We start from the raw sequence: 20,446 nt of genomic DNA on the forward strand, positions 1-20,446 counted from the left end.
ATTGTTCTTATTGGGTTGCCGACGGATGCCACGGCCCCCGAGCCGCCCGCCGACCCATGATGGTACACGGCCGGCGGTGGTTCAGCGTGCGACGAAGGTCGACACCGCGCTGGCCAGGCGCTCGTGGTCGATATGGGGGTCGAACCAGCGGGCATCAAGCTCGCCACGCAGCCAGGTCAGCTGGCGCTTGGCCAGCTGCCGGGTGGCGAAAATGGCCTTGTCACGGAAGCGGGCGGCGTCGCCCTGCGCGTCCAGGAATTCCCAGGCCTGGCGGTAGCCGACCGCGCGCACCGCCGGCAGGTCCAACGGCGCGGGCACGGCCGCCATCTGCGGCAGCGCCCGCAGGGCGCGCACCTCGTCCAAGAAGCCCTGCCCCAGCATGGCGTCGAAGCGGGCCTCGATACGCTGGTGCAGCACCGCCCGGTCGCGCGGCGCCAGGATCAGCTTCAGGGTCCGCACCGGCAACCGCGCCACCCCGGGGCGGCGCTGCCATTCGGTGATCGGGGTGCCGGTCAGCCGGTAGACCTCCAGCGCCCGCTGGATCCGCTGCGGGTCGGTGGCGTGGATGCGTGCGGCGGCGGCAGGGTCGACCTGGGCCAGCTCGGCGTGCAGGGCAGCCCAGCCTCGCTCGGCGGCCTCGGCACTGAGCACCTCGCGCATTGCCGGGTCGGCCTCAGGCATCGGCGAGAGCCCCTGCAACAGGGCGCGGAAATACAGCCCGGTGCCGCCAGCCAGGATCGGGGTCTTGCCGCGGGCGACGATGTCGGCCACCACGCGGCCGGCATCGGCGGCGAACTCGGCCGCCGAATAGGTCTGCCAGGGATCGCGCAGATCCAGCAGATGGTGCGGCGCCTGCGCGCGCTCAGCGGCGTCGGGCTTGGCCGAACCGATGTCCAGGCCGCGGTAGACCAGCGCCGAATCGACGCTGACGATCTCGCCGTCCAACGCCTGGGCCAGGCGGATCGCCGTGGCGGTCTTGCCACTGGCGGTCGGGCCCATCACCGCGATCGCCAGCGGACGCTGGTCGACAGCCATCAGTCTTCGTCCGGCCAGCGGATCGACGGGCCGGCATCGGCGTGGAGCGCGGGGACCGCATCCACGGCCTCCCAGATCTTCAATGCATCGACTGTGGCGGCCACGTCGTGCACGCGCACGATGCGGGCGCCGCGCTGGACGGCGATCAGGTGCGCAGCCACCGACGACGCCACGCGCTCGGTCGCCACCGCACGGCCAGTGAGCTCGCCCAAGCTGCGCTTGCGCGACAGGCCGGCCAGCATCGGCACGCCCAGTTCCAAGAAACGCTCGGACCGGGCCAGCAGGGTCATGTTGTGGGCCGTTGTCTTGCCGAAACCGAAGCCCAGGTCGATCAGCAGATTCTTCCTGGCGATGCCGGCCATTTCGGCGGCGAACAGGCGCTGCACGAGGAAGCCATGGACCTCGGCCACCACGTCGTCGTAATGCGGGTCGGCCTGCATGTGTCCCGGTTCGCCCTGCATGTGCATCAGCACCACCGGCACGCCGGTGTCGGCAGCCGCGGCGAGCGCGCCGTCCTGGCGCAGGCCGAAGATGTCGTTGATCATGCCGGCGCCGGCCGCCACGGCCGCGCGCATCACCTCCGGCTTGAAGGTGTCGATGCTGATCGGCACGGTGGTGCGGGCAGCGAGCTGTTCGATCACCGGCAGCACGCGCTGCAGTTCTTCTTCCACCGACACCGGCGCGGCGCCCGGGCGGGTGGACTCGCCACCGATGTCGAGCAGGTCGGCGCCCTCCTCCACCAGCTTCAGGCCATGGGCCACGGCCGCGTCGGTGCTGTCATGGGCGCCACCATCGGAGAACGAATCCGGGGTGACATTGAGGATGCCCATGACCCGGGCACGGTCCAGGCGCAGGATGCGGCCGGCGCAGTCGAGCTGGGGGGAGATATCGAACATGGGTGATCCTGCGGGCAACGGCGGTTAGTTTAAGTCCGCAGGGCCGCACGCTGCATCCAGGGGTGGTGCCGGCTGGGCGCCGGCACCGAAACCGGATACGGCAGTTCCGCCCCGATCAGAAGTCGCCCAGGCGCGCGTTGTCCGTCGGTGCAGCCAGCCAGGCGGCCAGATCTTCGCCGATCGCATTGACGGTGCGGTCGAGCACCGTGCACGAGCCCTTGAAGCCAGCAAAGGCGCCCCCGCGGGAGATCCGCCTTGCGGTGACCGTCGCAACCTGGTGGCCATCCTCGAACAGGACACCACGCACCGCGGCAGACTTGAAGTGCCCGACAAAGGCGTTGCCTGCGCTCTGCGCTTCGACCAGCTCCAGCCTCAACGAGCGCCCATTGCCGCTGTCGGCGCCCACCGGCCCGGACACCAGGGTGCTGCCGTGGCGGGCGGCATTGCTGGCGAGCGACTGCGCCAATGTGGCACCGATGGTGCATTCGCTCTTGATGGCGTCGGCGATGATCGCTGATTCAGCGAAAGGCACCGGCTGCACGACGCGGATCTCAGCGGCGGCAGCGGGCAGGACAACGGTCGCCAGCCCTGCGAGGGCAAGCGGAAGCAGCAGTTTCATGGCGTTCCCCCTGTAAACCCGGCCTCCCCCTATGGCGGCCGTGGTGGCGCATCCTGACGCGCAACAGAGGCATCGCGCAAGGCCTCATCCACGCATGGCGTGGATCTACCGTGTCGACCAAGATCGACACCTACCGAAAGCCGTGCCGACCAACGGTCGGCACCCACCAACAGTTGCAGGAATCTGTCAGAGGCAGGGCGCAGCCTTGCCGAGAGAAAACCCTCAACGCAGCCGGCGGCGCTTCCGGTCCACGTACAGCGTCTTGATGATGCTCAGCAGGATGCCGACGGCGATGCCGACGCCACAGCCCAGCAGCAGGTTGTCCACGCTCAGGCCCACGGCGACACCGACGATGGTCGCGATGACCATTTCAACGGTATGGGAGATCGGTTGCGGCGGGGGAACGGACATGCGGGCTCCAGCGTAAGGCGGTGAATTCAGTGGGGCCTCGCGGCCCGCAAACAACGAGGCCGGGTTTCCCCGGCCTCGTCTGCGATCAGCAATGGCGGGCCGTCAGTGCGACTCGGCCGGGCCGGCGATGGGCGGCAGCGGGCGGGCGTCGCCGCCCTTGTCGTTGCCACCACCGTCTTTGTTGGACTTGTTCCAGCCCGCCGGCGGCGGCGGATCGCGGCCTTCCATGATGGCGTCGATCTGCGGCGCGTCGATGGTCTCGTACTGCAGCAGCAGCTGCGACATCGCGTGCAGCTTGTCCAGGTTGGCGGTCATCAGCTCGGTGGTGCGTGCGTAGGCCTCGTCGAGGATGTTGCGCACTTCCTCGTCGATGCGGCGCGCGGTGTCGTTGGACACGCTCTTGTGCTGGGTGACCGAACGGCCCAGGAACACCTCGTCATCCTCTTCGCCATAGGCGATCGGGCCGAGCTGATCCGACAGACCCCACTTGGTGACCATGTTGCGGGCCATCTTGGTGGCACGCTCGATGTCGTTGGACGCACCGGTGGTGACCTTGTCAGCGCCGAAGATCAGCTCCTCGGCGACCCGACCGCCGTACAGCGAGCACAGCTGCGACTTGATCGCCACGCGGTTCATCGAGTATTTGTCACCTTCCGGCAGATACATGGTCACACCCAGCGCACGACCGCGCGGAATGATCGTCACTTTGTAAACCGGGTCGTGCTCGGGCACCAGACGGCCAACGATGGCGTGGCCTGCCTCGTGGTAAGCGGTCAGGGTCTTCTCTTCCTCGCTCATGGCCATCGAGCGGCGCTCGGCCCCCATCAGGATCTTGTCGCGCGCACGGTCGAAGTGGTCCATGCGGACTTCCTTCTCGTTGCCACGCGCGGCGAACAGGGCCGCCTCGTTGCAGAGGTTGGCCAGGTCGGCGCCGGAGAAGCCCGGCGTACCACGCGCGATCACCATCGGCTCGACGTCGTCGGCCAGCGGCAGCTTGCGCATGTGCACCTTCAGGATGTGCTCGCGGCCCTTCACGTCCGGCAGGCCGACCACGACCTGGCGGTCGAAACGGCCCGGGCGCAGCAGCGCCGGGTCCAGCACGTCCGGACGGTTGGTCGCGGCGATGACGATCACGCCCTCACCACCCTCGAAGCCGTCCATTTCAACCAGCAGCTGGTTCAGGGTCTGCTCGCGTTCGTCATGACCGCCGCCCAGGCCGGCGCCACGGTGGCGACCGACGGCGTCGATTTCGTCGATGAAGATGATGCACGGCGCGTGCTTCTTGGCCTGCTCGAACATGTCGCGGACGCGGCTGGCGCCGACGCCGACGAACATCTCCACGAAGTCCGAACCGGAGATCGAGAAGAACGGCACCTTGGCTTCGCCGGCGATGGCCTTGGCCAGCAGCGTCTTGCCGGTACCCGGCGGGCCCACCATCAGCACGCCGCGCGGAATCTTGCCACCCAGCTTGGTGAACTTGGACGGGTCGCGCAGGAAGTCGACCAGTTCGCCCACTTCTTCCTTGGCCTCGTCGCAGCCGGCGACGTCGGCGAAGGTGACCTTGATCTGGTCCTCGCCCTGCAGCTTGGCGCGCGACTTGCCGAAGGACATCGCGCCCTTGGCACCGCCGCCACCGCCCTGCATCTGGCGCATGATGAACAGCCAGAAGCCGATGATCAGGATGACCGGCAGGAAGTTCATCAGGATGGCCGCGAAGGAAATGCCGCTGGACGGCTCTTCCTGCACGATGTCCACGTTCTTGGTGCGCAGCACGTTGATCAGGTCGCGATCAGCCGGCGCGGCGATGGTGGCCGTCTGGCCGCCACGGGTGGTGTAGGTGAGCTGGTTGGTCAGGCCGCGCGAATCGCCACCGAAGGTGACCTTCTGCACGTTGCCGCTGTCCACCTGGTCCAGGAACTGCGAATAGGTCGCGCCCTGCGCCCCGGCCCCGGAGGACTTGGGCGAGAAGCTCTGGAAGACCACCATCAGCACGACGGCGACGACCACCCATAGCAGGAGGTTCTTGGTCAAGTCGTTCATCCTCATTGGCTCCGGCGTTCCTCTCAGTGCGGGTCTTGCGTTGGGGTCGAGCGTGCTCGGCGAGCTTACTTCATGTGGGCGCGTTTTCCCTGTCCCAAGGCATACACCTCGGGCGAGCGCTTGCGCGATGCTTCCGGCTTGCGGATGGAAACCTTGTCGTACCGGCGGCGCATCTCGCGCACGTAGTCGTCAAAGCCTTCACCCTGGAACAGCTTGATCAGGAACGCCCCACCGGTCTTGAGGTGGTTGTCGGCGAAGTCCAGCGCAAGCTCGGCCAGGTGCATCATCCGCGGCTGGTCGACCGCGCCCACACCACTCTTATTGGGGGCCATGTCCGACAGCACAAGGTCTACCGGCTGATCCCCGAGCATGGCTTCAAACTGCGATAGGACGGTTTCTTCCCTGAAGTCACCGTGAAGGAACTCCACGCCGGCCAACGGCGGCATGTCCAGGATATCCAGCGCGAGCACGCGGCCGGTGTCGCCCATCTGTCTCCGGACCTGCTGAGACCAACCACCTGGGGCCGCGCCGAGGTCGACGACCGCCATGTGCGGCTTCAGCAGACGGTCACGTTCGAGCAGCTCCTCGAGCTTGTAGGCCGCGCGCGAGCGCATGCCTTCGGCCTGCGCCTTCTTCACGAAGGGGTCGGAGAAGTGTTCCTTGAGCCAGCGCTGGCTGCTTTTGCTACGGGTGGCCATTGGAAATAGGGGCTGATGGGGTCGTCATGATACCCTGATCGCCCCATTCAACCGCCTTTTACTGCATGTCCATCGCACTGACCGCCTCCCAGACCCGTTTCCTGCGCGGCCACGCCCACGACCTCAAGGCCCTGCTGCAGACCGGCGGCAAGGGCATCACGCCGGCCTTCATCGCCGAGCTGAACGAAGTCCTGGAACGCCACGAACTGGTCAAGGTGAAGGTTGCCGCCGAGGACCGCGACGCCCGTGACGCGATGATCGCCGAGATCGTCGAAGCCACCGAGGCGGCGCTGGTGCAGCGCATCGGCCACGTTGCCGTGCTGTACCGCCCGAGCAGGGAACAGCGCCAGATCGTGCTGCCGCGCGGCTGATCGCCCTGCCCCCATGCAGCTGAACCACGAACCGCCCGATTACGCCTACAGCCTGCGCGCAGCCGACGGCCGCTCGGCCAAGGTCAACGACCAGGTGCTGGGGCAGAGCTTCTTCCTGACCCCCGACCAGCTGGTCGCGCAGTGGCCGGTGCGCCAGGCCGCCGACCTGCAGCTGGCCGACATCGAAGCGATTCTTGCGCTGAATCCGGCGCTGATCGTACTGGGCACCGGCGACCGCCAGGTGTTTCCGCCGGCCGCTGTGATGGCCGCCTGCCTGTCGCGTGGCATCGGCCTGGAAGTGATGAACAACCCGGCCGCCGCGCGCACGTTCAACATCCTTGCCGGCGAAGGCCGCAAGGTCGCCGCCGCCTTCATTCTGGAAGGTTGAGACAATAGCCGCCGGGCGTGGCCCGGTGCTACCGTGGTTTGCAGGTTGCCTGTAGCGCCCGAGCCGATGCTCGGGCGTTTTTGTTTGCCCGCGAAGCGCAGCCGAGCATCGGCTCGGCTCTACAGGTGAAGGATTGCAGTCTGTCTGTAGCGCCCGAGCCGATGCTCGGGCGGCGCCGCATCGCGGCGCAAATCCATCCCGCCGGGCGTGGCCCGGCGCTACCCGTATCTGCCTGCGCTAGCGCGCAGGCAGATACTGCTGCGGGTCGACCGGCTTGCCGTTGTAGCGGATCTCGAAGTGCAGCATGTCGCGGTCGGCGCCGGTACGACCCATCTCGGCGATCTGCTCGCCCGCCTTGACGTTCTGCCCTTCATTGACCAGGCGCTTGCGGTTGTGGCCATAGGCCGACAGCCACTGGTCGCTGTGCTTGATGATGATCAGCTCGCCGTAGCCGACCAGGCCGGCACCGGAATACACCACCACGCCGTTGGCGGTGGCGCGCACGGCCGCGCCGCTGGTGCCGGCGATGTCCACGCCCTGCTTGGTCGCGTCACCGGCCACGTAGCGGCCGATGATCGCGCCATCGACCGGCCAGCGCCAGTCGATGTTGCTCTTCACCGGGCCGACCGGGGCGGTCGCCACCGGCGCAGGTGCCGGGGTTGCCGTGCCTGCGGTGCCGCGCGGCGGGGTCACTACCGTGGTCGGCGCGCGGCCGCCGGTGGCACCGGCCGGGTACAGGCGGATCACCTGGCCCGGATAGATCTGCGACGGGTTGTCCAGGCGGTTCCAGGCGATCAGGTCGGCCGGAGTGATGTCATGGATGCGGGCCAGCGCATAGATCGTGTCGCCCTTGCGCACGACCACGGTCTGCCCGGGCTTGGGCACCGAGGCCTTCGGCGTTCTGACAGTGCTGCCACCGCTGCTGCCGCCGGGGCGGACGACGGTGGCGGTGCCACAGGCGGCCAGGGTGGATACCAGCAACGCCAGCGCGCCGATGCGCACTCCCTTGCTCAGACGATCTGCACTCATGCGAACTTCGACCTCCATACAAGCCAGGCAACCAGCCCCACCACCAGCACGGTGGCGATCCAGCCCAGCGGTTCAATCCAGCGACGCAGCGCCGCTTCGGCACGCGCACCGCCGATGCGGATGACCGCGGCCAGCACGTACACGCGCTTGCCGCGGCCGATCAACATGCTCAGCAGGTACTGTGGCATCGGCACGCCGACGATACCCGAAGCCCACGTGAAGACCTTCATCGGGATGGGCATGAAGCCGCCCAGCACCAGGAAGGTGAACACCGCCCACGGCGACTCGGCCATCTTGGCCTGCACCGTGGCGATGCCCTGCTCGATGGCCGGCAGCATCCCCAGCGCCTCGAACAGCGGCTTGATCGCTTCGAACGCGAAATGACCCAGCGCATAGCCGACCACCGCACCGACCATGGAGCCGGCCAGGCTGAGCGTGGCGAACCACCAGCCGCGCTTGGGCTGGGCCACGCACATCGGCGCCAGCATCACTTCCGGCATGACCGGGAAGATGATGGCTTCGAAGAAACTCAATACCGTGAGGTAGGTCGGCGCGCGTTCGTGCGCCGCCCACTTCATCGCCCGCTCGTACAGCGGCCCGAAAATCTTCATGCAACCCTGCTCCGTGGATTCAATCGAGCATGCCAGACAGCAGCGGCACGAACGTGACCGGTGCCAGCACGCGTTGTTCGATGCTGCCGTCTTCCCTGCGGTCCAGCTGCACCAGCGACTGGCCGCCCGGGCCACCCACCGGCGCCACCAGGCGCCCGCCGACCGCCAGCTGCTCGACCAGGGCATCGACCAGGGCCGGTGCCGCGGCAGTGACCACCAGCGCATCGAAGGGACCGTGTTCGGCCCAGCCGACCCGGCCGTCGTCATGCTTGGTGCGGATGTTCATGCCCAGCGCACGGAAGCGCTTGCGCGCCTGCCGCAGCAGATCGCCGATGCGCTCGACGGTGTAGACCTCCAGGCCCACGGCGCCGAGCACGGCGGCCTGGTAGCCCGAACCGGTGCCTACTTCCAGCACCTTCTTCGGCGCGACCTGCAGCACCGCTTCGGTCATCCGCGCCACCACCCACGGCTGGGAGATGGTCTGGCCATGGCCGATCGGCAGCGCGGTGTCTTCGTAGGCGCGCGAGGCCAGGGCCTCGTCGATGAACAGATGGCGCGGCACCACCCGGATCGCGTTCAGCGTGGACTCGTCGACGATGCCGGCTTCGCGCAGGCGGTCGACCAGGCGGTCGCGCACGCGCTGCGAAGTCATGCCGATGCCGACGGCTTCCGGTTGCAGGCGCAGGCGCGGGCTCATGCCGGCTGGTCCAGCGCGGCGCTGAGGCCACCGACCCAGCTGGCCACCTTCTCCAGGGCCTGGTAGCGGGTAAGGTCGACCTGGATGGGGGTGATCGAGATATGGCCGGTGCGGACCGCATGGAAATCGGTGCCGGGGCCGGAATCCTGCTCGCGGCCAGCCGGGCCGATCCAGTACACCTCGTTGCCGCGCGGGTCCTTCTGCGCGATGCAGCCTTCGGCGCGATGGCGGTTGCCCAGGCGGGTCACTTCGAAGCCCTTGACCTCACTCCACGGCAGGTCGGGCACGTTGACGTTGAGGATGGTGTCGGCCGGCAGCGGATCGGCCTTCAGCCGGGCGACGATCTCCACCGCGGCACGCGCGGCGGTCTCAAAGTGCTTCGGGTCGTGGTTGCGGGTGACCAGCGACACGGCCACCGCCGGCAGGCCAAGGAAGCGACCTTCCATCGCCGCCGAGACGGTGCCCGAATAGATGACGTCATCGCCAAGGTTGGCGGCGTTGTTGATGCCGGAAACGACAATGTCGGGCTCGAATTCGAGCAGGCCGGTCAGTGCCAGGTGCACGCAGTCGGTCGGTGTACCGGCCACCGAGACGGTGTAGTGGTCGATGCGCTTGAGCCGGATCGGCAGGTCCAGCGTCAATGAATTGCTGGCACCGGAACGATCGCGGTCGGGGGCGACCACCGTCACTTCATGGCCGGCCTCGCGCAGCACAGCGGCAAGCATCCGGATGCCTGCGGCGTCGACGCCATCATCGTTACTGACCAGGATGCGCATCTTCGATTTAACCGCTTGATTTTCCAAGAATTCGATTCCGTCACCTTGTCGCGTGGGCGGGACCGGCCGCGCCCCTCTCGGGAACCGGCGATCGCGCAAGTGCGTCGGGTATTGTGCCGCAAGCGGGCCGCCGGTCCTACCCTGCCCGTGGTGATGCGCGTCATCGAATCGACATAGGCAGACCCGCGCGGGCGGTTTACCCTGTGCGCATGTCGCACCCTGAAGATGAAGATCCGGCCGCCCTGTTCCGCTCGGCCATCGGCGAAGTGAAGCCGCTGCGCAAGGAGGTCGAGCCGGCACCGTCCGCGCCGAAACCGAAGCCGCGCGCGCGCATGGCCGAACGCGACGAAGCCGAGGCCGCGGGCGAGTTCGCCCGCCTGCTGCGCGACAGCAGCCCGCTGGAGGCCGGCGACACCGCCAGCTACCGCCGCGACAACCTGCCGCCGCGGATGTTCCAGCGCCTGAAGCGCGGCCAGTATTCGGTACAGGACGAGCTGGACCTGCACGGCGCCACCGCCGCGCAGGCCGAAACGCTGCTGCGCCAGTTCCTGCTGGAAGCACACGCGCACGAGTACGGCTGCGTGCGCATCATCCACGGCAAGGGCCTGCAGTCCGATGGCGGCGCACCGGTGTTGAAGAACCTGGTCGACCGACTGCTGCGGCTGCGTAACGACGTGCTCGCGTTCCACTCGGCACCGACCGGCCAGGGCGGCACCGGCGCAGTGCTGGTGCTGCTGGCACGGCGTTGACGAACCCGGCGGCGACCAACCCGGCGTTGACCAACCCGGCGGCGACCGGCCCGGTAGAGTCGACTGTTAGTCGACTGCTTCTAGCGGCAGCGCGCGAAAAGCCCGCGTTGCGCGCGATAGTCGACTGACAGTCGACTCTACCCCCCCCCGCCCCGAACCTGTCCCGTCAGGCCTGCGAGGCGTCTTCGACAGGGCCGAGTTCGTGCAGCACGGCGGTGGCGTAGCAGCCCGGTGGCAGAGCGAACGACAGCTCCAGCACGTCCGTGGCCAGCCACTGGTGCTGCAGCAGGGCCGGACGCAGGCGCAGGGCGCGGCGTTCCTGCTTCAGGCGCGCGCCCTCCAGGCCGGTGCGCAGCGCGTGCGATTCCTCATCGTCCAGCGCGGCCAGTTCCAGCGCGCGGGCGGCGTCGGTGCTGCGCAGCTCGCCCTCGCCCCACAGCGGCGCGCTGGGGTGGATGTCGAAGCGGGCCAGGCGCTCGGCCAGAACATCGGTGTACGGCTCGGGACCGAACACGCTGCGGCTGCCATCGAGCATCCACACCTCGCCGTCCAGCGGCTGGTCCCAGCTGCCCTGCTCCACCCGCGCGGCCAGCACGCGGTTGAACAGCTCCGAGCGGGCAGCCGACAGCAGCAGCGAACGCTGGTCCTGGCGCATGCGCCGGCCACCGAACATCGCCAACGCCGCCGGCACGTTGCCACCGTCGCGACCGAAACGCTGTTCGCCGAACCAGTTCGGCAGGCCGCGCGTGGCGATCTGCTGCAGGCGCTCATCGATGGCCGCGGCATCGCCCTGCACGTCGCGCAGCACCAGCTTGAAGCGGTTGCCGGCCAGCGCACCGCGCTGCAGCTTGCGGTTGTGCCAGGTGGCCTCGAGCACTTCGATCTCGTCGCTGGCCAGCGTGGCCAGGTCCGGGGCGATGCGCTTGGGCAGGTGCACGCTGAAACGCTGGGTGGTGACCGCGTTGCGGTCCTTCATGCCGGCGTAGCTGACGCCCATTTCCGGCAGGCCGGCCCACTTCGCCAGCACCTTGGCCACGTGCACCGTATTGGCGCCGCGCTTGCGGATGTGCAGCAGCAGGTGCTCGCCTTCACCAGTAGCTTCGAAGGACGGCAGTTCGTCGACCTGGAAATCCTCCGGGGTGGCGCGGATGCGCGCGCTCAGCAGCGGCGCACCAAAGGCCAGCGGCAACGGAATCATGCCGCCACCAGCAGGACCACGGCCTGCGCGGCAATGCCTTCGCCACGGCCGGTGAAGCCGAGCTTCTCCGAGGTGGTAGCCTTGACGCTGACCGCGTCCAGCGGCAGCTGCAGCAGGCCGCCGATGCGCTCGCGCATCGCCAGTGCATGTGGGCCGACCTTGGGCCGCTCGCAGATGACCGTGATGTCGGTATTGCCGACGCGCCAGCCACGCTCGCGCAGCAGGCTGTCGCAATGGCGGACGAAATCACTGCTGTCCGCGCCCTTCCAGCGGTCGTCGCTGGGCGGGAAATGCTGGCCGATGTCGCCCAGTGCGATCGCACCGAGCATGGCATCGCACAGTGCGTGCAGTATGACGTCGCCATCGCTGTGCGCAAGCACGCCGCAGCTGTGCGCCACGCGGATGCCGCCGAGCATGATGTGGTCGCCTTCACCGAAGGCATGGACGTCGTAGCCCTGGCCGATACGGACGGGCGGGAACGGAGCTGTGCTCATGGATGCAACCCTTGCAGCAGGGCCGCGCGGGCGATCAGCCGGCGCGGCGGGAAAGTACGAATTCGAAACGGTCGAGGTCGGCCGGGGTGGTGACCTTGAAATTGTCCTCGCTGCCTTCCACCAGCAGCGGTCGCTGGCCCTGGCGCTCCATGGCCATGGCTTCGTCGGTGACCTCGACACCGCTGGCGGCCGCAGCGGCCAGCGCGCGGACCAGCTGGTGGCGGCGGAACAGCTGAGGGGTCAACGCACGCCAGAGGCGCTCGCGCGGCTCGGTGCCATCAATGCCACCATCGTCACCGGCTCGCTTGAGGGTGTCGCGCACGGGCGCAGCGAGAATCGCGCCGACCGGGTCGGCACGCCCCACTTCCAGCAGGCGGCCCAGATCGGCCAGCGACAGGTTGGGCCGCGCGGCATCGTGCACCAGCACGAACTCGTCGGCACGCACGCTGTCCGGCAGGGCCTGCAGACCGGCCAGCACCGAGGCGGCGCGGGTCGCACCGCCGATGCAGGTCAGCACCGGCTTGCCGGACCACTCGGTCCAGCCCGGCCAATCCGCATCGTCCTCGCCGATGACCACCATCGCCCCGGCCACCGTCGGGTGCGCCAGCAGCGCATCCAGGGCGTGGGCAAGCAGGATCTGCCCGCCCGCCTGCAGGTACTGCTTGGGCAGCGGCGCGCCGAAACGGGTGCCGCGCCCAGCAGCCGGGACGACCGCCCAGATGGCCGCGCTCACGGCACGTCCGCCGGGTGGTCGCCAACCTGCGCCGCGACCGGTGCAGCCTGCGCCGGACGGACCGGCGCATCCTCCACCACGCGGTAGAACTTCTCGCCGGGCTTGATCATGCCCAGCTCGCTGCGCGCGCGTTCTTCGATGGCGGCCTGGCCTTCCTTCAGGTCCTTCACTTCAGCAGCCAGCGCATCGTTGCGCTGCTGCAGACCTTCATTGTCCCGCTCCTGGTTGGCGACCTGGGCTTCGAGCATCATCACTTCACCCGAATTGCCCGGGCCGAACCAGAAACGGTACTGCAGCCATGCCAGCAGCAGGGCCAGCAGCAACAGCAGCCAGCGCCAGTCGCGCATGGGCTCAGCGCTTCAGCGACACGAACGCGTCACGACCGGCGTAACGCGCGCTGGCACCGAGGGCTTCCTCGATGCGCAGCAGCTGGTTGTACTTGGCCACGCGATCGCTGCGGCACAGCGAGCCGGTCTTGATCTGGGTGGCGGTGGTGGCCACCGAGATGTCGGCGATGGTGGTGTCTTCGGTTTCGCCCGACCGGTGCGAGACCACGGCGGCGTAGCCGGCACGGTCGGCCATGGCGATCGCTTCCAGGGTTTCGCTCAGGGTGCCGATCTGGTTGACCTTGATCAGGATCGCGTTGGCGGTGCCCGAGTCGATCCCTTCCTGGAAGATCTTCGGGTTGGTGACGAACAGGTCGTCGCCCACCAGCTGCACCTTCTTGCCGATGCGGTCGGTCAGCAGCTTCCAGCCGGCCCAGTCGTTCTCGGCCAGGCCGTCTTCGATCGTGATGATCGGGTACTGCGCGGCCCAGTCGGCCAGAAAGTCGACGAACTGCTCGGAGGTCAGGCGCTTGTTCTCGCCCACCAGGTTGTACTTGCCGTTCTCGAAGAACTCGCTGGAGGCCACGTCCAGGCCCAGCAGCACGTCTTCACCGGCGGTGTAGCCGGCCTTGCCGATGGCTTCGAGGATGGTGTCCAGCGCTTCGACGTTGCTGCGGAAGTCCGGCGCGAAGCCGCCTTCGTCGCCCACGGCGGTGCTCAGGCCGTGGCTCTTCAGCACGGACTTCAGCGAATGGAAGATTTCGGTACCGGCGCGCAGCGCTTCGGAGAACGAGGTGAAGCCCACCGGCAGCACCATGAATTCCTGGAAGTCGACGTTGTTGTCGGCGTGTGCGCCGCCGTTGATGATGTTCATCATCGGCACCGGCAGCGACGGGGTCGCACCGGTCTTGGTGGCCAGGTACTGCCACAAGGCCTGCTTGCTGGACGCAGCGGCGGCATGCGCGGCCGCCATCGACACGGCCAGCAGCGCGTTGGCGCCCAGGCGGCCCTTGTTCTCGGTGCCGTCCAGGTCGATCAGGCGACGGTCCAGGCCAGCCTGGTCGACGGCTTCGAAGCCCTTCAGCGCATTGGCGATGGCGCCATTGACGTTCTCGACGGCCTTGCGCACGCCCTTGCCCAGGTAACGGGTCTTGTCGCCGTCACGCAGCTCGACCGCTTCCTTGGTGCCGGTCGAGGCGCCGGAGGGAACCGCGGCGCGACCGAACGAACCGTCCTCCAGGATGACTTCGGCTTCCAGCGTGGGGTTGCCACGGCTGTCGAGGATTTCACGGGCGTGGATGCTGCGGATCGTACTCATGAGCGGACCGGTAACCTGTCTGGAGGAGGGAATGCGACAAATGTGAAATGCCGCGTGATTATCCCCGGCTGCCCGCCGCTTGCCAAATGGTGTGTTCGGCAGCGGCCAGCGCTGGCCCCTGGGTAGCCCCCGCCACGATCAGCAGCAGCGAGACCAGCAGTGTCAGCAGCACCATTGCGACGGTCGCGCAGACCGGTCCGCGCCGTAGACGCCAGGCCAGCACGATGGCAGCGACTGAACCGATCAGGGAGCCACCGAGCACAAGCAGAGCGGCCAGAATCCAGTACTGCATGGCCTGCATGCCGTGGTTGCCATCACCGGGCGAGCCCATGCTGGCGGAGAACGCCAGTCCAGCCCCGAGCAGCCCGGCCCAGACGAGCAGCGCCAGCAACAGTGCGATCAGCCCCCAGGGCCAGCCACCGGGGCGCGCTTCGCCCGTATCCATCAGAACAGGTCGTGCAACAGCGTGCCGACCCACAGCGACAGCAGCACCAGTGCCAGCGCAGCGGTGACCTTGCCACGGTTCAAGCGCCAGGCCAGTACCGATGCGATGACACCCGCACTGACCGTGACCAGTTCGGCAAGCGCCAGCGCGATCACATAGGGCTTCAGATCGAGGTGCTCACCATCGCCGGGCGGACGCATGGCTGCACCCACCAGCATGAAGATGAAGAAGGCGCCGGACAGCGACAGCAACGCCATGCCGAGCGCGATCGGCCCCCACGGCCACTGCCGCCAGGAGCGCCGGCGACGCTGGGCTTCCAGCGCCGCCCACGGGTCAAGACTCACGCGAAGCGCGAGAAACCGTGCTTCTTGGTCACCGCGTCGAGCTCCATCAGGGTCTCGAGCAGGGCTTCCATCTGGTCCAGCGGCCACGCGTTGGGGCCATCGGACAGCGCCTTGGACGGATCCGGGTGGGTCTCGGCGAACAGGCCGGAGATGCCCACCGCCACTGCGGCACGCGCCAGCACCGGCACGTGTTCGCGCTGGCCGCCGGAACTGGTGCCCTGCCCGCCCGGCAGCTGCACCGAATGGGTGGCGTCGAACACTACCGGGCAGCCGGTGTCACGCATCACCGCCAGCGAACGCATGTCGCTGACCAGGTTGTTGTAGCCGAAGCTGGCACCACGCTCGCAGACCATGATCTGCTCGTTGCCGGTGGACTTGGCCTTCTCGACGACCGGCTTCATGTCCCACGGCGCCAGGAACTGGCCCTTCTTGATGTTGACCGGCTTGCCGGCCGCACACACCTTGCGGATGAAGTCGGTCTGGCGGACCAGGAACGCCGGGGTCTGCAGCACGTCCACCACCGAGGCCACTTCGTCCATCGGGGTGTATTCGTGCACGTCGGTCAGCACCGGCACGCCGATCTGCTTCTTCACTTCGGCCAGCACCTTGAGGCCTTCTTCCATGCCCGGGCCGCGGAAGGCGGTGCCCGAAGTACGGTTGGCCTTGTCGAAGCTCGACTTGAAGATGAAGTTGACGCCGAGGCGATCGGTGATCTCCTTCAGCTTGCCGGCGGTATCGAGCTGCAGCTGCATCGACTCGATCACGCAGGGGCCGGCGATCAGGAACAGGGGCTGGTCCAGCCCGACCTCGAATCCACACAGTTTCATGGCGTTTCCTTGTTGTCCGCTACGCCGGCAGGACCGGCGTGCTGGGGTTGAAGCATCCAGGATGGGGGCCGAAGCCCCCCTTCACAAGTCAGGCGCGGGCTTCGGCCAGCAGCGCGCCGCCGGCCTTGCGCTCGCGCGCGGCACGGATGAAACCAATGAACAGCGGGTGTCCATCGCGCGGCGTGGACAGGAACTCCGGATGCGCCTGGCAGGCCAGGAACCACGGGTGCGCGTCACGCGGCAGCTCGACCACTTCCACCAGGGTGTCGTCCATCGACTTGCCCGAGATCACCAGGCCGGCATCTTCCAGCTGGGTGCGGTAGCGGTTGTTGAACTCGTAGCGGTGGCGGTGACGCTCGGAAACCACGTCCTTGCCGTACAGCTCGCGGGCCAGGGTGCCCGGCTTCAGGCGCTGTTCCTGCAGGCCCAGGCGCATGGTGCCGCCGAGGTCGCTCTTGTCGTCACGCTTCTCGACATCGCCGGTGGAGGTGCGCCATTCGGTGATCAGGCCGATCACCGGGTCCGGCGACTGGCGGTCGTTCTCGGTGCTGTTGGCGTTTTCCAGGCCCAGCACGTGGCGCGCGTAGTCGACCACGGCCGCCTGCATGCCGTAGCAGATGCCGAAGTACGGCACGCTGGTCTGGCGGGCGAACTGCGAGGTCAGCACCTTGCCTTCGAAACCACGGTCACCGAAGCCGCCCGGCACCAGGATGCCGTCGACATCGGCCAGCGCGGCCATGTCGGTGCCTTCCAGGTCCTGCGCTTCCAGCCACTTCAGGTTGACCTTGGTGCGCTGGCGCAGGCCGCCGTGCTTGAGGGCTTCGCCGACCGACTTGTAGGCGTCCTGGTGGTCGACGTACTTGCCGACCACGGCGATGGTCACTTCATCCAGCGGGTGCAGGGTCGCGTCGACCGCGTCCTCCCACATCGACAGGTCGACCGGACCGACCTTGTCGGCCAGCTTCAGCTGGTTGACCACGATCTCGTCCAGGCCCTGCGCATGCAGGCCCGACGGAATGCGGTACAGCACGTCCACGTCCGGCACGCTGATGACGGCGCGCTCGGAGACGTTGGTGAACTGGGCGATCTTGCGGCGCTCCGAATCCGGCACGGCCTGCTCGGAACGGCACAGCAGCACGTCCGGCTGGATGCCGATCGAGCGCAGTTCCTTCACCGAGTGCTGGGTCGGCTTGGTCTTCAGCTCACCGGCGGCGCCGATGTATGGCACCAAGGTAAGGTGCATGAACAGCGCCTTCTCCGGGCCGCGCTCGGTGCGCACCTGGCGGATCGCTTCCAGGAACGGCAGCGACTCGATGTCACCCACGGTGCCGCCGATCTCGACCAGGGCCACGTCGTAGCCTTCGGTGGCTTCGTCGATGCAGCGGCGGATCTCGTCGGTGATGTGCGGGATGACCTGCACGGTCGCGCCCAGGTAGTCGCCGCGGCGCTCCTTGCGGATGACGTTCTCGTAGATGCGGCCGGTGGTGACCGAGTTCTTGCGGCTCAGCCGGGTACGCACGAAGCGCTCGTAGTGGCCCAGGTCGAGGTCGGTCTCGGCGCCGTCGTCGGTGACGTAGACCTCACCGTGCTGGAACGGGCTCATGGTGCCCGGGTCGACGTTGATGTACGGGTCGAGCTTCATCATCGTGACCTTCAGGCCACGCGCTTCGAGGATGGCGGCCAGTGACGCAGCGGCAATACCTTTGCCGAGCGAGGACACCACGCCGCCGGTTACGAAAATCAAGGGAGTCATGGCTGCAAGCATCCTGTCTGGAAATGGAAAACGGCAGCGCCACGCCTGCCCGAGGGGCGGGCGTGGAGCAGAAAGGGGGTTTTCCGGTTCGCTGGGGCAGCGAGGGAGGCGCGGGACCGGTCGGCGGCAGGCGCCGGACGGGGACCATCGTGCGAGGTCGGGGCGGCCGTGCCGGTCACTTCGACCGTCACCTGCGACCCGCATTGCTGGAGGCCACGCATGGCCGGTCCAGCCCATTCGCAAATGGTGGACACGCACTACTCCCGGAAAGCCATAGTTTACAGATAGATGGCCGCCAACCCAAGGGGCAGATGGCGTCACCACCAAAAGAAAACGCCCCGCAGTGCGGGGCGTTCAGGGGACAGAGCCTTGCGCCAGAAGCCCCGGCGGCGAAAGCCTTACTTCTTCTTCCGCGCTTCCTCTTCTTCTTCCTGCTGCGGGACCGGCTGGCCCTTCGCCTTCATTTCGGCATTGGCCTGGGCGCGGCGCTTGGCCTTGGCATCTGCCTCGGACTGCGCGGCCTTGTCCGCCTGGTCACCCTGCTGCGGGGCCGACGGGCCTGCGTTCTGCGCCATCACCAGCGGCACTGCAACGGCGGCAGCGGCCAGGATCGCAATGGTCAGCAACTTCTTCATGGAGTCCTCCTCGCGTATGGCTAGGACATGGGGGCGCCGGCGTTCAGATTCCAGCGGCTGTCATTTTACTCCCTCCCCGGCGCCGAGGCTGAACCGCAGGCGTGCAAAATTCCCGTCCACGCCGCACACTTGCGCGTCGCTCCGCGCTTTGAAGATAGATGAACGCACGCTATAACGCCGCCGATATTGAAGTCCTGTCCGGCCTTGACCCGGTCAAGCGCCGTCCTGGCATGTACACCGACACCGCGCGCCCGAACCACCTGGCGCAGGAAGTGATCGACAACTCGGTGGACGAGGCCCTCGCCGGCCACGCCCGCTCGATCGAGATCACCCTGTACAAGGACGGCAGCGTGGAGGTCAGCGATGACGGTCGCGGCATGCCGGTGGACATCCATCCGGAAGAGAAGATCCCGGGCGTCGAACTGATCCTGACCCGCCTGCATGCGGGCGGCAAGTTCAACAACAACAACTACACCTTCTCCGGCGGCCTGCACGGCGTGGGCGTCAGCGTGGTCAACGCACTGTCCACGCTGGTGGAAATCCACATCAAGCGCGACGGTGCCGAGCATCGCATCACCTTCCGCGATGGCGACCGCGCCTCGCCGCTGGAAGTGGTCGGCACGGTCGGCAAGAAGAACACCGGCACCCGCCTGCGCTTCTGGCCGGACCCGAAGTACTTCGATACGCCCAAGTTCGCCGTGCGTGCGCTCAAGCACCTGCTGCGCGCCAAGGCCGTGCTGTGCCCGGGCCTGACCGTGAAGCTGACCGACGAAGCCACCGGCGAAGTCGACACCTGGCATTACGAAGACGGCCTGCGCGATTACCTGAAGATGGAGCTGGGCGACCGAGAGTCGCTGCCGGCCGATCTGTTTGTCGGCAACCTGAAGAAGGATACGGAGATCGTTGACTGGGCCGTGGCCTGGCTGCCGGAAGGCGAGCTGGTGCAGGAAAGCTACGTCAACCTGATTCCCACCGCCCAGCACGGCACCCACGCCAACGGCCTGCGTACCGGCCTGACCGAAGCGCTGCGCGAGTTCTGCGACTTCCGAAACCTGCTGCCGCGCGGCGTCAAGCTGGCCCCGGAAGACGTGTGGGATCGCGTGTCGTTCGTGCTGTCGCTGAAGATGACCGACCCACAGTTCAGTGGCCAGACCAAGGAACGCCTGTCCTCGCGCCAGGCCGCCGGTTTCGTCGAAGGCGCCGCCCACGATGCCTTCAGCCTGCTGCTGAACCAGAACGTGGAGCTGGGCGAGAAGATCGCGCAGATCGCCATCGAGCGCGCCAGTGCGCGCCTGAAGACCGAGAAGCTGGTCGTCCGCAAGAAGGTCACCCAGGGCCCGGCCCTGCCCGGCAAGCTGGCCGACTGCATCAGCCAGGACCTGTCGCGCACCGAGCTGTTCCTGGTGGAAGGTGACTCGGCAGGCGGCAGCGCCAAGCAGGCGCGCGACAAGGACTTCCAGGCGATCCTGCCGCTGCGCGGCAAGATCCTCAACACCTGGGAAGTCTCGTCCAACAGCGTGCTGGCCTCGGAAGAAGTGCACAACCTGGCCGTGGCCATCGGTTGCGACCCGGGCAAGGAAGACATCGCCGGCCTGCGTTACGGCAAGGTCGTCATCCTCGCCGATGCCGACTCGGACGGCCTGCACATCGCTACCCTGCTGACCGCGCTGTTCCTCAAGCACTTCCCGGCGCTGGTCGATGCCGGCCATGTGTTCGTGGCGATGCCGCCGCTGTTCCGCGTCGACGTGGGCAAGCAGGTGTTCTACGCCCTGGACGAGGAAGAGAAGCGCTCGATCCTGGACAAGATCGAACGCGAGAAGATCAAGGGCGCGGTCAACGTCACCCGTTTCAAGGGCCTGGGCGAAATGAATCCGCCGCAGCTGCGCGAGTCGACCATCCACCCCGATACGCGCCGCCTGGTGCAGCTGACGGTGGATGACGGCGAACAGACCCGTTCGCTGATGGACATGCTGCTGGCCAAGAAGCGTGCGTCTGATCGCAAGGGCTGGCTGGAGAGCAAGGGCGACCTGGCTTCGCTGGAAGCCTGACGCTC

Annotated in this window: 24 protein-coding genes; 4 read left to right on the forward strand and 20 right to left on the reverse strand. The window is 67.5% G+C overall.

Going from position 1 to position 20,446, the window contains the following annotated elements:
• Positions 1-81: 81 nt before the first annotated feature.
• From miaA to rlmE, 6 genes are all read right to left on the reverse strand, one after another.
• Positions 82-1,035: a tRNA (adenosine(37)-N6)-dimethylallyltransferase MiaA gene (gene miaA, locus FJU31_RS03690; protein WP_150453534.1), complete on the reverse strand. Its 954-nt coding sequence runs from the start codon at positions 1,033-1,035 to the stop codon at positions 82-84.
• Positions 1,035-1,931: a dihydropteroate synthase gene (gene folP, locus FJU31_RS03695; protein WP_150453535.1), complete on the reverse strand. Its 897-nt coding sequence runs from the start codon at positions 1,929-1,931 to the stop codon at positions 1,035-1,037. The genes miaA and folP overlap by 1 nt, the downstream gene beginning before the upstream one ends.
• 115 nt (positions 1,932-2,046) lie before the next feature.
• Positions 2,047-2,550, reverse strand: coding sequence for a hypothetical protein (locus FJU31_RS03700; RefSeq protein WP_150453536.1), 504 nt, complete (start codon positions 2,548-2,550; stop codon positions 2,047-2,049).
• 222 nt (positions 2,551-2,772) lie between these two features.
• Complete coding sequence (locus FJU31_RS03705; RefSeq protein ID WP_150453537.1) at positions 2,773-2,961, reverse strand: hypothetical protein; 189 nt, start codon at positions 2,959-2,961, stop codon at positions 2,773-2,775.
• 102 nt (positions 2,962-3,063) lie between these two features.
• Positions 3,064-5,001: an ATP-dependent zinc metalloprotease FtsH gene (gene ftsH / locus FJU31_RS03710; protein ID WP_174213498.1), complete on the reverse strand. Its 1,938-nt coding sequence runs from the start codon at positions 4,999-5,001 to the stop codon at positions 3,064-3,066.
• Between the two features lie 65 nt (positions 5,002-5,066).
• Entirely contained in the window at positions 5,067-5,699 is a 633-nt protein-coding gene (rlmE, locus tag FJU31_RS03715; protein WP_150453538.1) for a 23S rRNA (uridine(2552)-2'-O)-methyltransferase RlmE, read from the reverse strand.
• A gap of 65 nt (positions 5,700-5,764) precedes the next feature.
• Between rlmE and yhbY the strand changes: the two genes are divergently transcribed.
• Together yhbY and FJU31_RS03725 are read left to right on the forward strand one after the other, a co-directional pair.
• Entirely contained in the window at positions 5,765-6,070 is a 306-nt protein-coding gene (gene yhbY / locus FJU31_RS03720) for a ribosome assembly RNA-binding protein YhbY (protein ID WP_150453539.1), read from the forward strand.
• 13 nt (positions 6,071-6,083) lie between these two features.
• Entirely contained in the window at positions 6,084-6,458 is a 375-nt protein-coding gene (locus tag FJU31_RS03725; RefSeq protein WP_108768470.1) for an Mth938-like domain-containing protein, read from the forward strand.
• Positions 6,459-6,695: 237 nt separating this feature from the next.
• Here FJU31_RS03725 and FJU31_RS03730 read toward each other — a convergent pair whose 3' ends face one another.
• From FJU31_RS03730 to surE, 4 genes are read right to left on the reverse strand one after another with little or no spacing between them, the layout of a single operon-like run.
• Positions 6,696-7,487 (reverse strand): peptidoglycan DD-metalloendopeptidase family protein, encoded by a 792-nt coding sequence (locus FJU31_RS03730; protein WP_150453540.1) that lies wholly within the window; start codon positions 7,485-7,487, stop codon positions 6,696-6,698.
• Entirely contained in the window at positions 7,484-8,098 is a 615-nt protein-coding gene (locus FJU31_RS03735; RefSeq protein WP_108768468.1) for a YqaA family protein, read from the reverse strand. The genes FJU31_RS03730 and FJU31_RS03735 overlap by 4 nt, the downstream gene beginning before the upstream one ends.
• Positions 8,099-8,117: 19 nt before the next feature.
• Positions 8,118-8,795: a protein-L-isoaspartate(D-aspartate) O-methyltransferase gene (locus tag FJU31_RS03740; RefSeq protein ID WP_150453541.1), complete on the reverse strand. Its 678-nt coding sequence runs from the start codon at positions 8,793-8,795 to the stop codon at positions 8,118-8,120.
• Complete coding sequence (gene surE / locus FJU31_RS03745; RefSeq protein ID WP_150453542.1) at positions 8,792-9,571, reverse strand: 5'/3'-nucleotidase SurE; 780 nt, start codon at positions 9,569-9,571, stop codon at positions 8,792-8,794. Before surE ends, FJU31_RS03740 begins: the two co-directional genes overlap by 4 nt.
• A gap of 209 nt (positions 9,572-9,780) precedes the next feature.
• On the opposite strand from surE, the gene FJU31_RS03750 reads away from it, so the two are divergent.
• A complete protein-coding gene (locus tag FJU31_RS03750) occupies positions 9,781-10,320 on the forward strand; it encodes a Smr/MutS family protein (RefSeq protein WP_108768465.1) in 540 nt (179 codons plus the stop codon).
• Between the two features lie 166 nt (positions 10,321-10,486).
• Here the strand turns inward: FJU31_RS03750 and truD are convergent, their stop codons facing one another.
• The 10 genes from truD to FJU31_RS03800 all read right to left on the reverse strand — a co-directional run bounded on the left by truD (position 10,487) and on the right by FJU31_RS03800 (position 18,393).
• Entirely contained in the window at positions 10,487-11,518 is a 1,032-nt protein-coding gene (gene truD, locus FJU31_RS03755; protein WP_150453543.1) for a tRNA pseudouridine(13) synthase TruD, read from the reverse strand.
• Entirely contained in the window at positions 11,515-12,012 is a 498-nt protein-coding gene (gene ispF, locus FJU31_RS03760) for a 2-C-methyl-D-erythritol 2,4-cyclodiphosphate synthase (RefSeq protein ID WP_079221436.1), read from the reverse strand. The genes truD and ispF overlap by 4 nt, the downstream gene beginning before the upstream one ends.
• Before the next feature lie 34 nt (positions 12,013-12,046).
• Positions 12,047-12,745: a 2-C-methyl-D-erythritol 4-phosphate cytidylyltransferase gene (gene ispD, locus FJU31_RS03765; protein ID WP_150453544.1), complete on the reverse strand. Its 699-nt coding sequence runs from the start codon at positions 12,743-12,745 to the stop codon at positions 12,047-12,049.
• Positions 12,742-13,092 carry a cell division protein FtsB gene (gene ftsB, locus FJU31_RS03770; protein WP_079221434.1) on the reverse strand — a complete coding sequence of 117 codons (351 nt, stop codon included), beginning with the start codon at positions 13,090-13,092 and terminating at the stop codon, positions 12,742-12,744. The genes ispD and ftsB overlap by 4 nt, the downstream gene beginning before the upstream one ends.
• 4 nt (positions 13,093-13,096) lie before the next feature.
• On the reverse strand, positions 13,097-14,389 hold the full coding sequence (gene eno / locus FJU31_RS03775; protein ID WP_079221433.1) for a phosphopyruvate hydratase: 1,293 nt from the start codon (positions 14,387-14,389) through the stop codon (positions 13,097-13,099).
• A 58-nt stretch (positions 14,390-14,447) separates the two neighbouring features.
• Complete coding sequence (locus FJU31_RS03780) at positions 14,448-14,834, reverse strand: hypothetical protein (protein ID WP_150453545.1); 387 nt, start codon at positions 14,832-14,834, stop codon at positions 14,448-14,450.
• Entirely contained in the window at positions 14,834-15,178 is a 345-nt protein-coding gene (locus FJU31_RS03785) for a hypothetical protein (RefSeq protein WP_150453546.1), read from the reverse strand. The genes FJU31_RS03780 and FJU31_RS03785 overlap by 1 nt, the downstream gene beginning before the upstream one ends.
• The gene (gene kdsA / locus FJU31_RS03790; RefSeq protein ID WP_079221430.1) at positions 15,175-16,005 is read right to left on the reverse strand and encodes a 3-deoxy-8-phosphooctulonate synthase; all 831 of its coding nucleotides are present in this window, start codon (positions 16,003-16,005) and stop codon (positions 15,175-15,177) included. Before kdsA ends, FJU31_RS03785 begins: the two co-directional genes overlap by 4 nt.
• An 88-nt stretch (positions 16,006-16,093) precedes the next feature.
• Positions 16,094-17,758 carry a CTP synthase gene (locus FJU31_RS03795; RefSeq protein ID WP_150453547.1) on the reverse strand — a complete coding sequence of 555 codons (1,665 nt, stop codon included), beginning with the start codon at positions 17,756-17,758 and terminating at the stop codon, positions 16,094-16,096.
• A gap of 398 nt (positions 17,759-18,156) precedes the next feature.
• Entirely contained in the window at positions 18,157-18,393 is a 237-nt protein-coding gene (locus tag FJU31_RS03800) for a hypothetical protein (RefSeq protein WP_108768460.1), read from the reverse strand.
• A gap of 158 nt (positions 18,394-18,551) precedes the next feature.
• Here FJU31_RS03800 and parE point away from each other — a divergent pair, with 158 nt between their 5' ends.
• Positions 18,552-20,441 (forward strand): DNA topoisomerase IV subunit B, encoded by a 1,890-nt coding sequence (parE, locus tag FJU31_RS03805; protein ID WP_150453548.1) that lies wholly within the window; start codon positions 18,552-18,554, stop codon positions 20,439-20,441.
• Positions 20,442-20,446 lie beyond the last annotated feature (5 nt).

The organism is Stenotrophomonas cyclobalanopsidis, assembly GCF_008710035.1.
Taxonomy (GTDB): Bacteria; Pseudomonadota; Gammaproteobacteria; order Xanthomonadales; family Xanthomonadaceae; genus Stenotrophomonas; species Stenotrophomonas cyclobalanopsidis.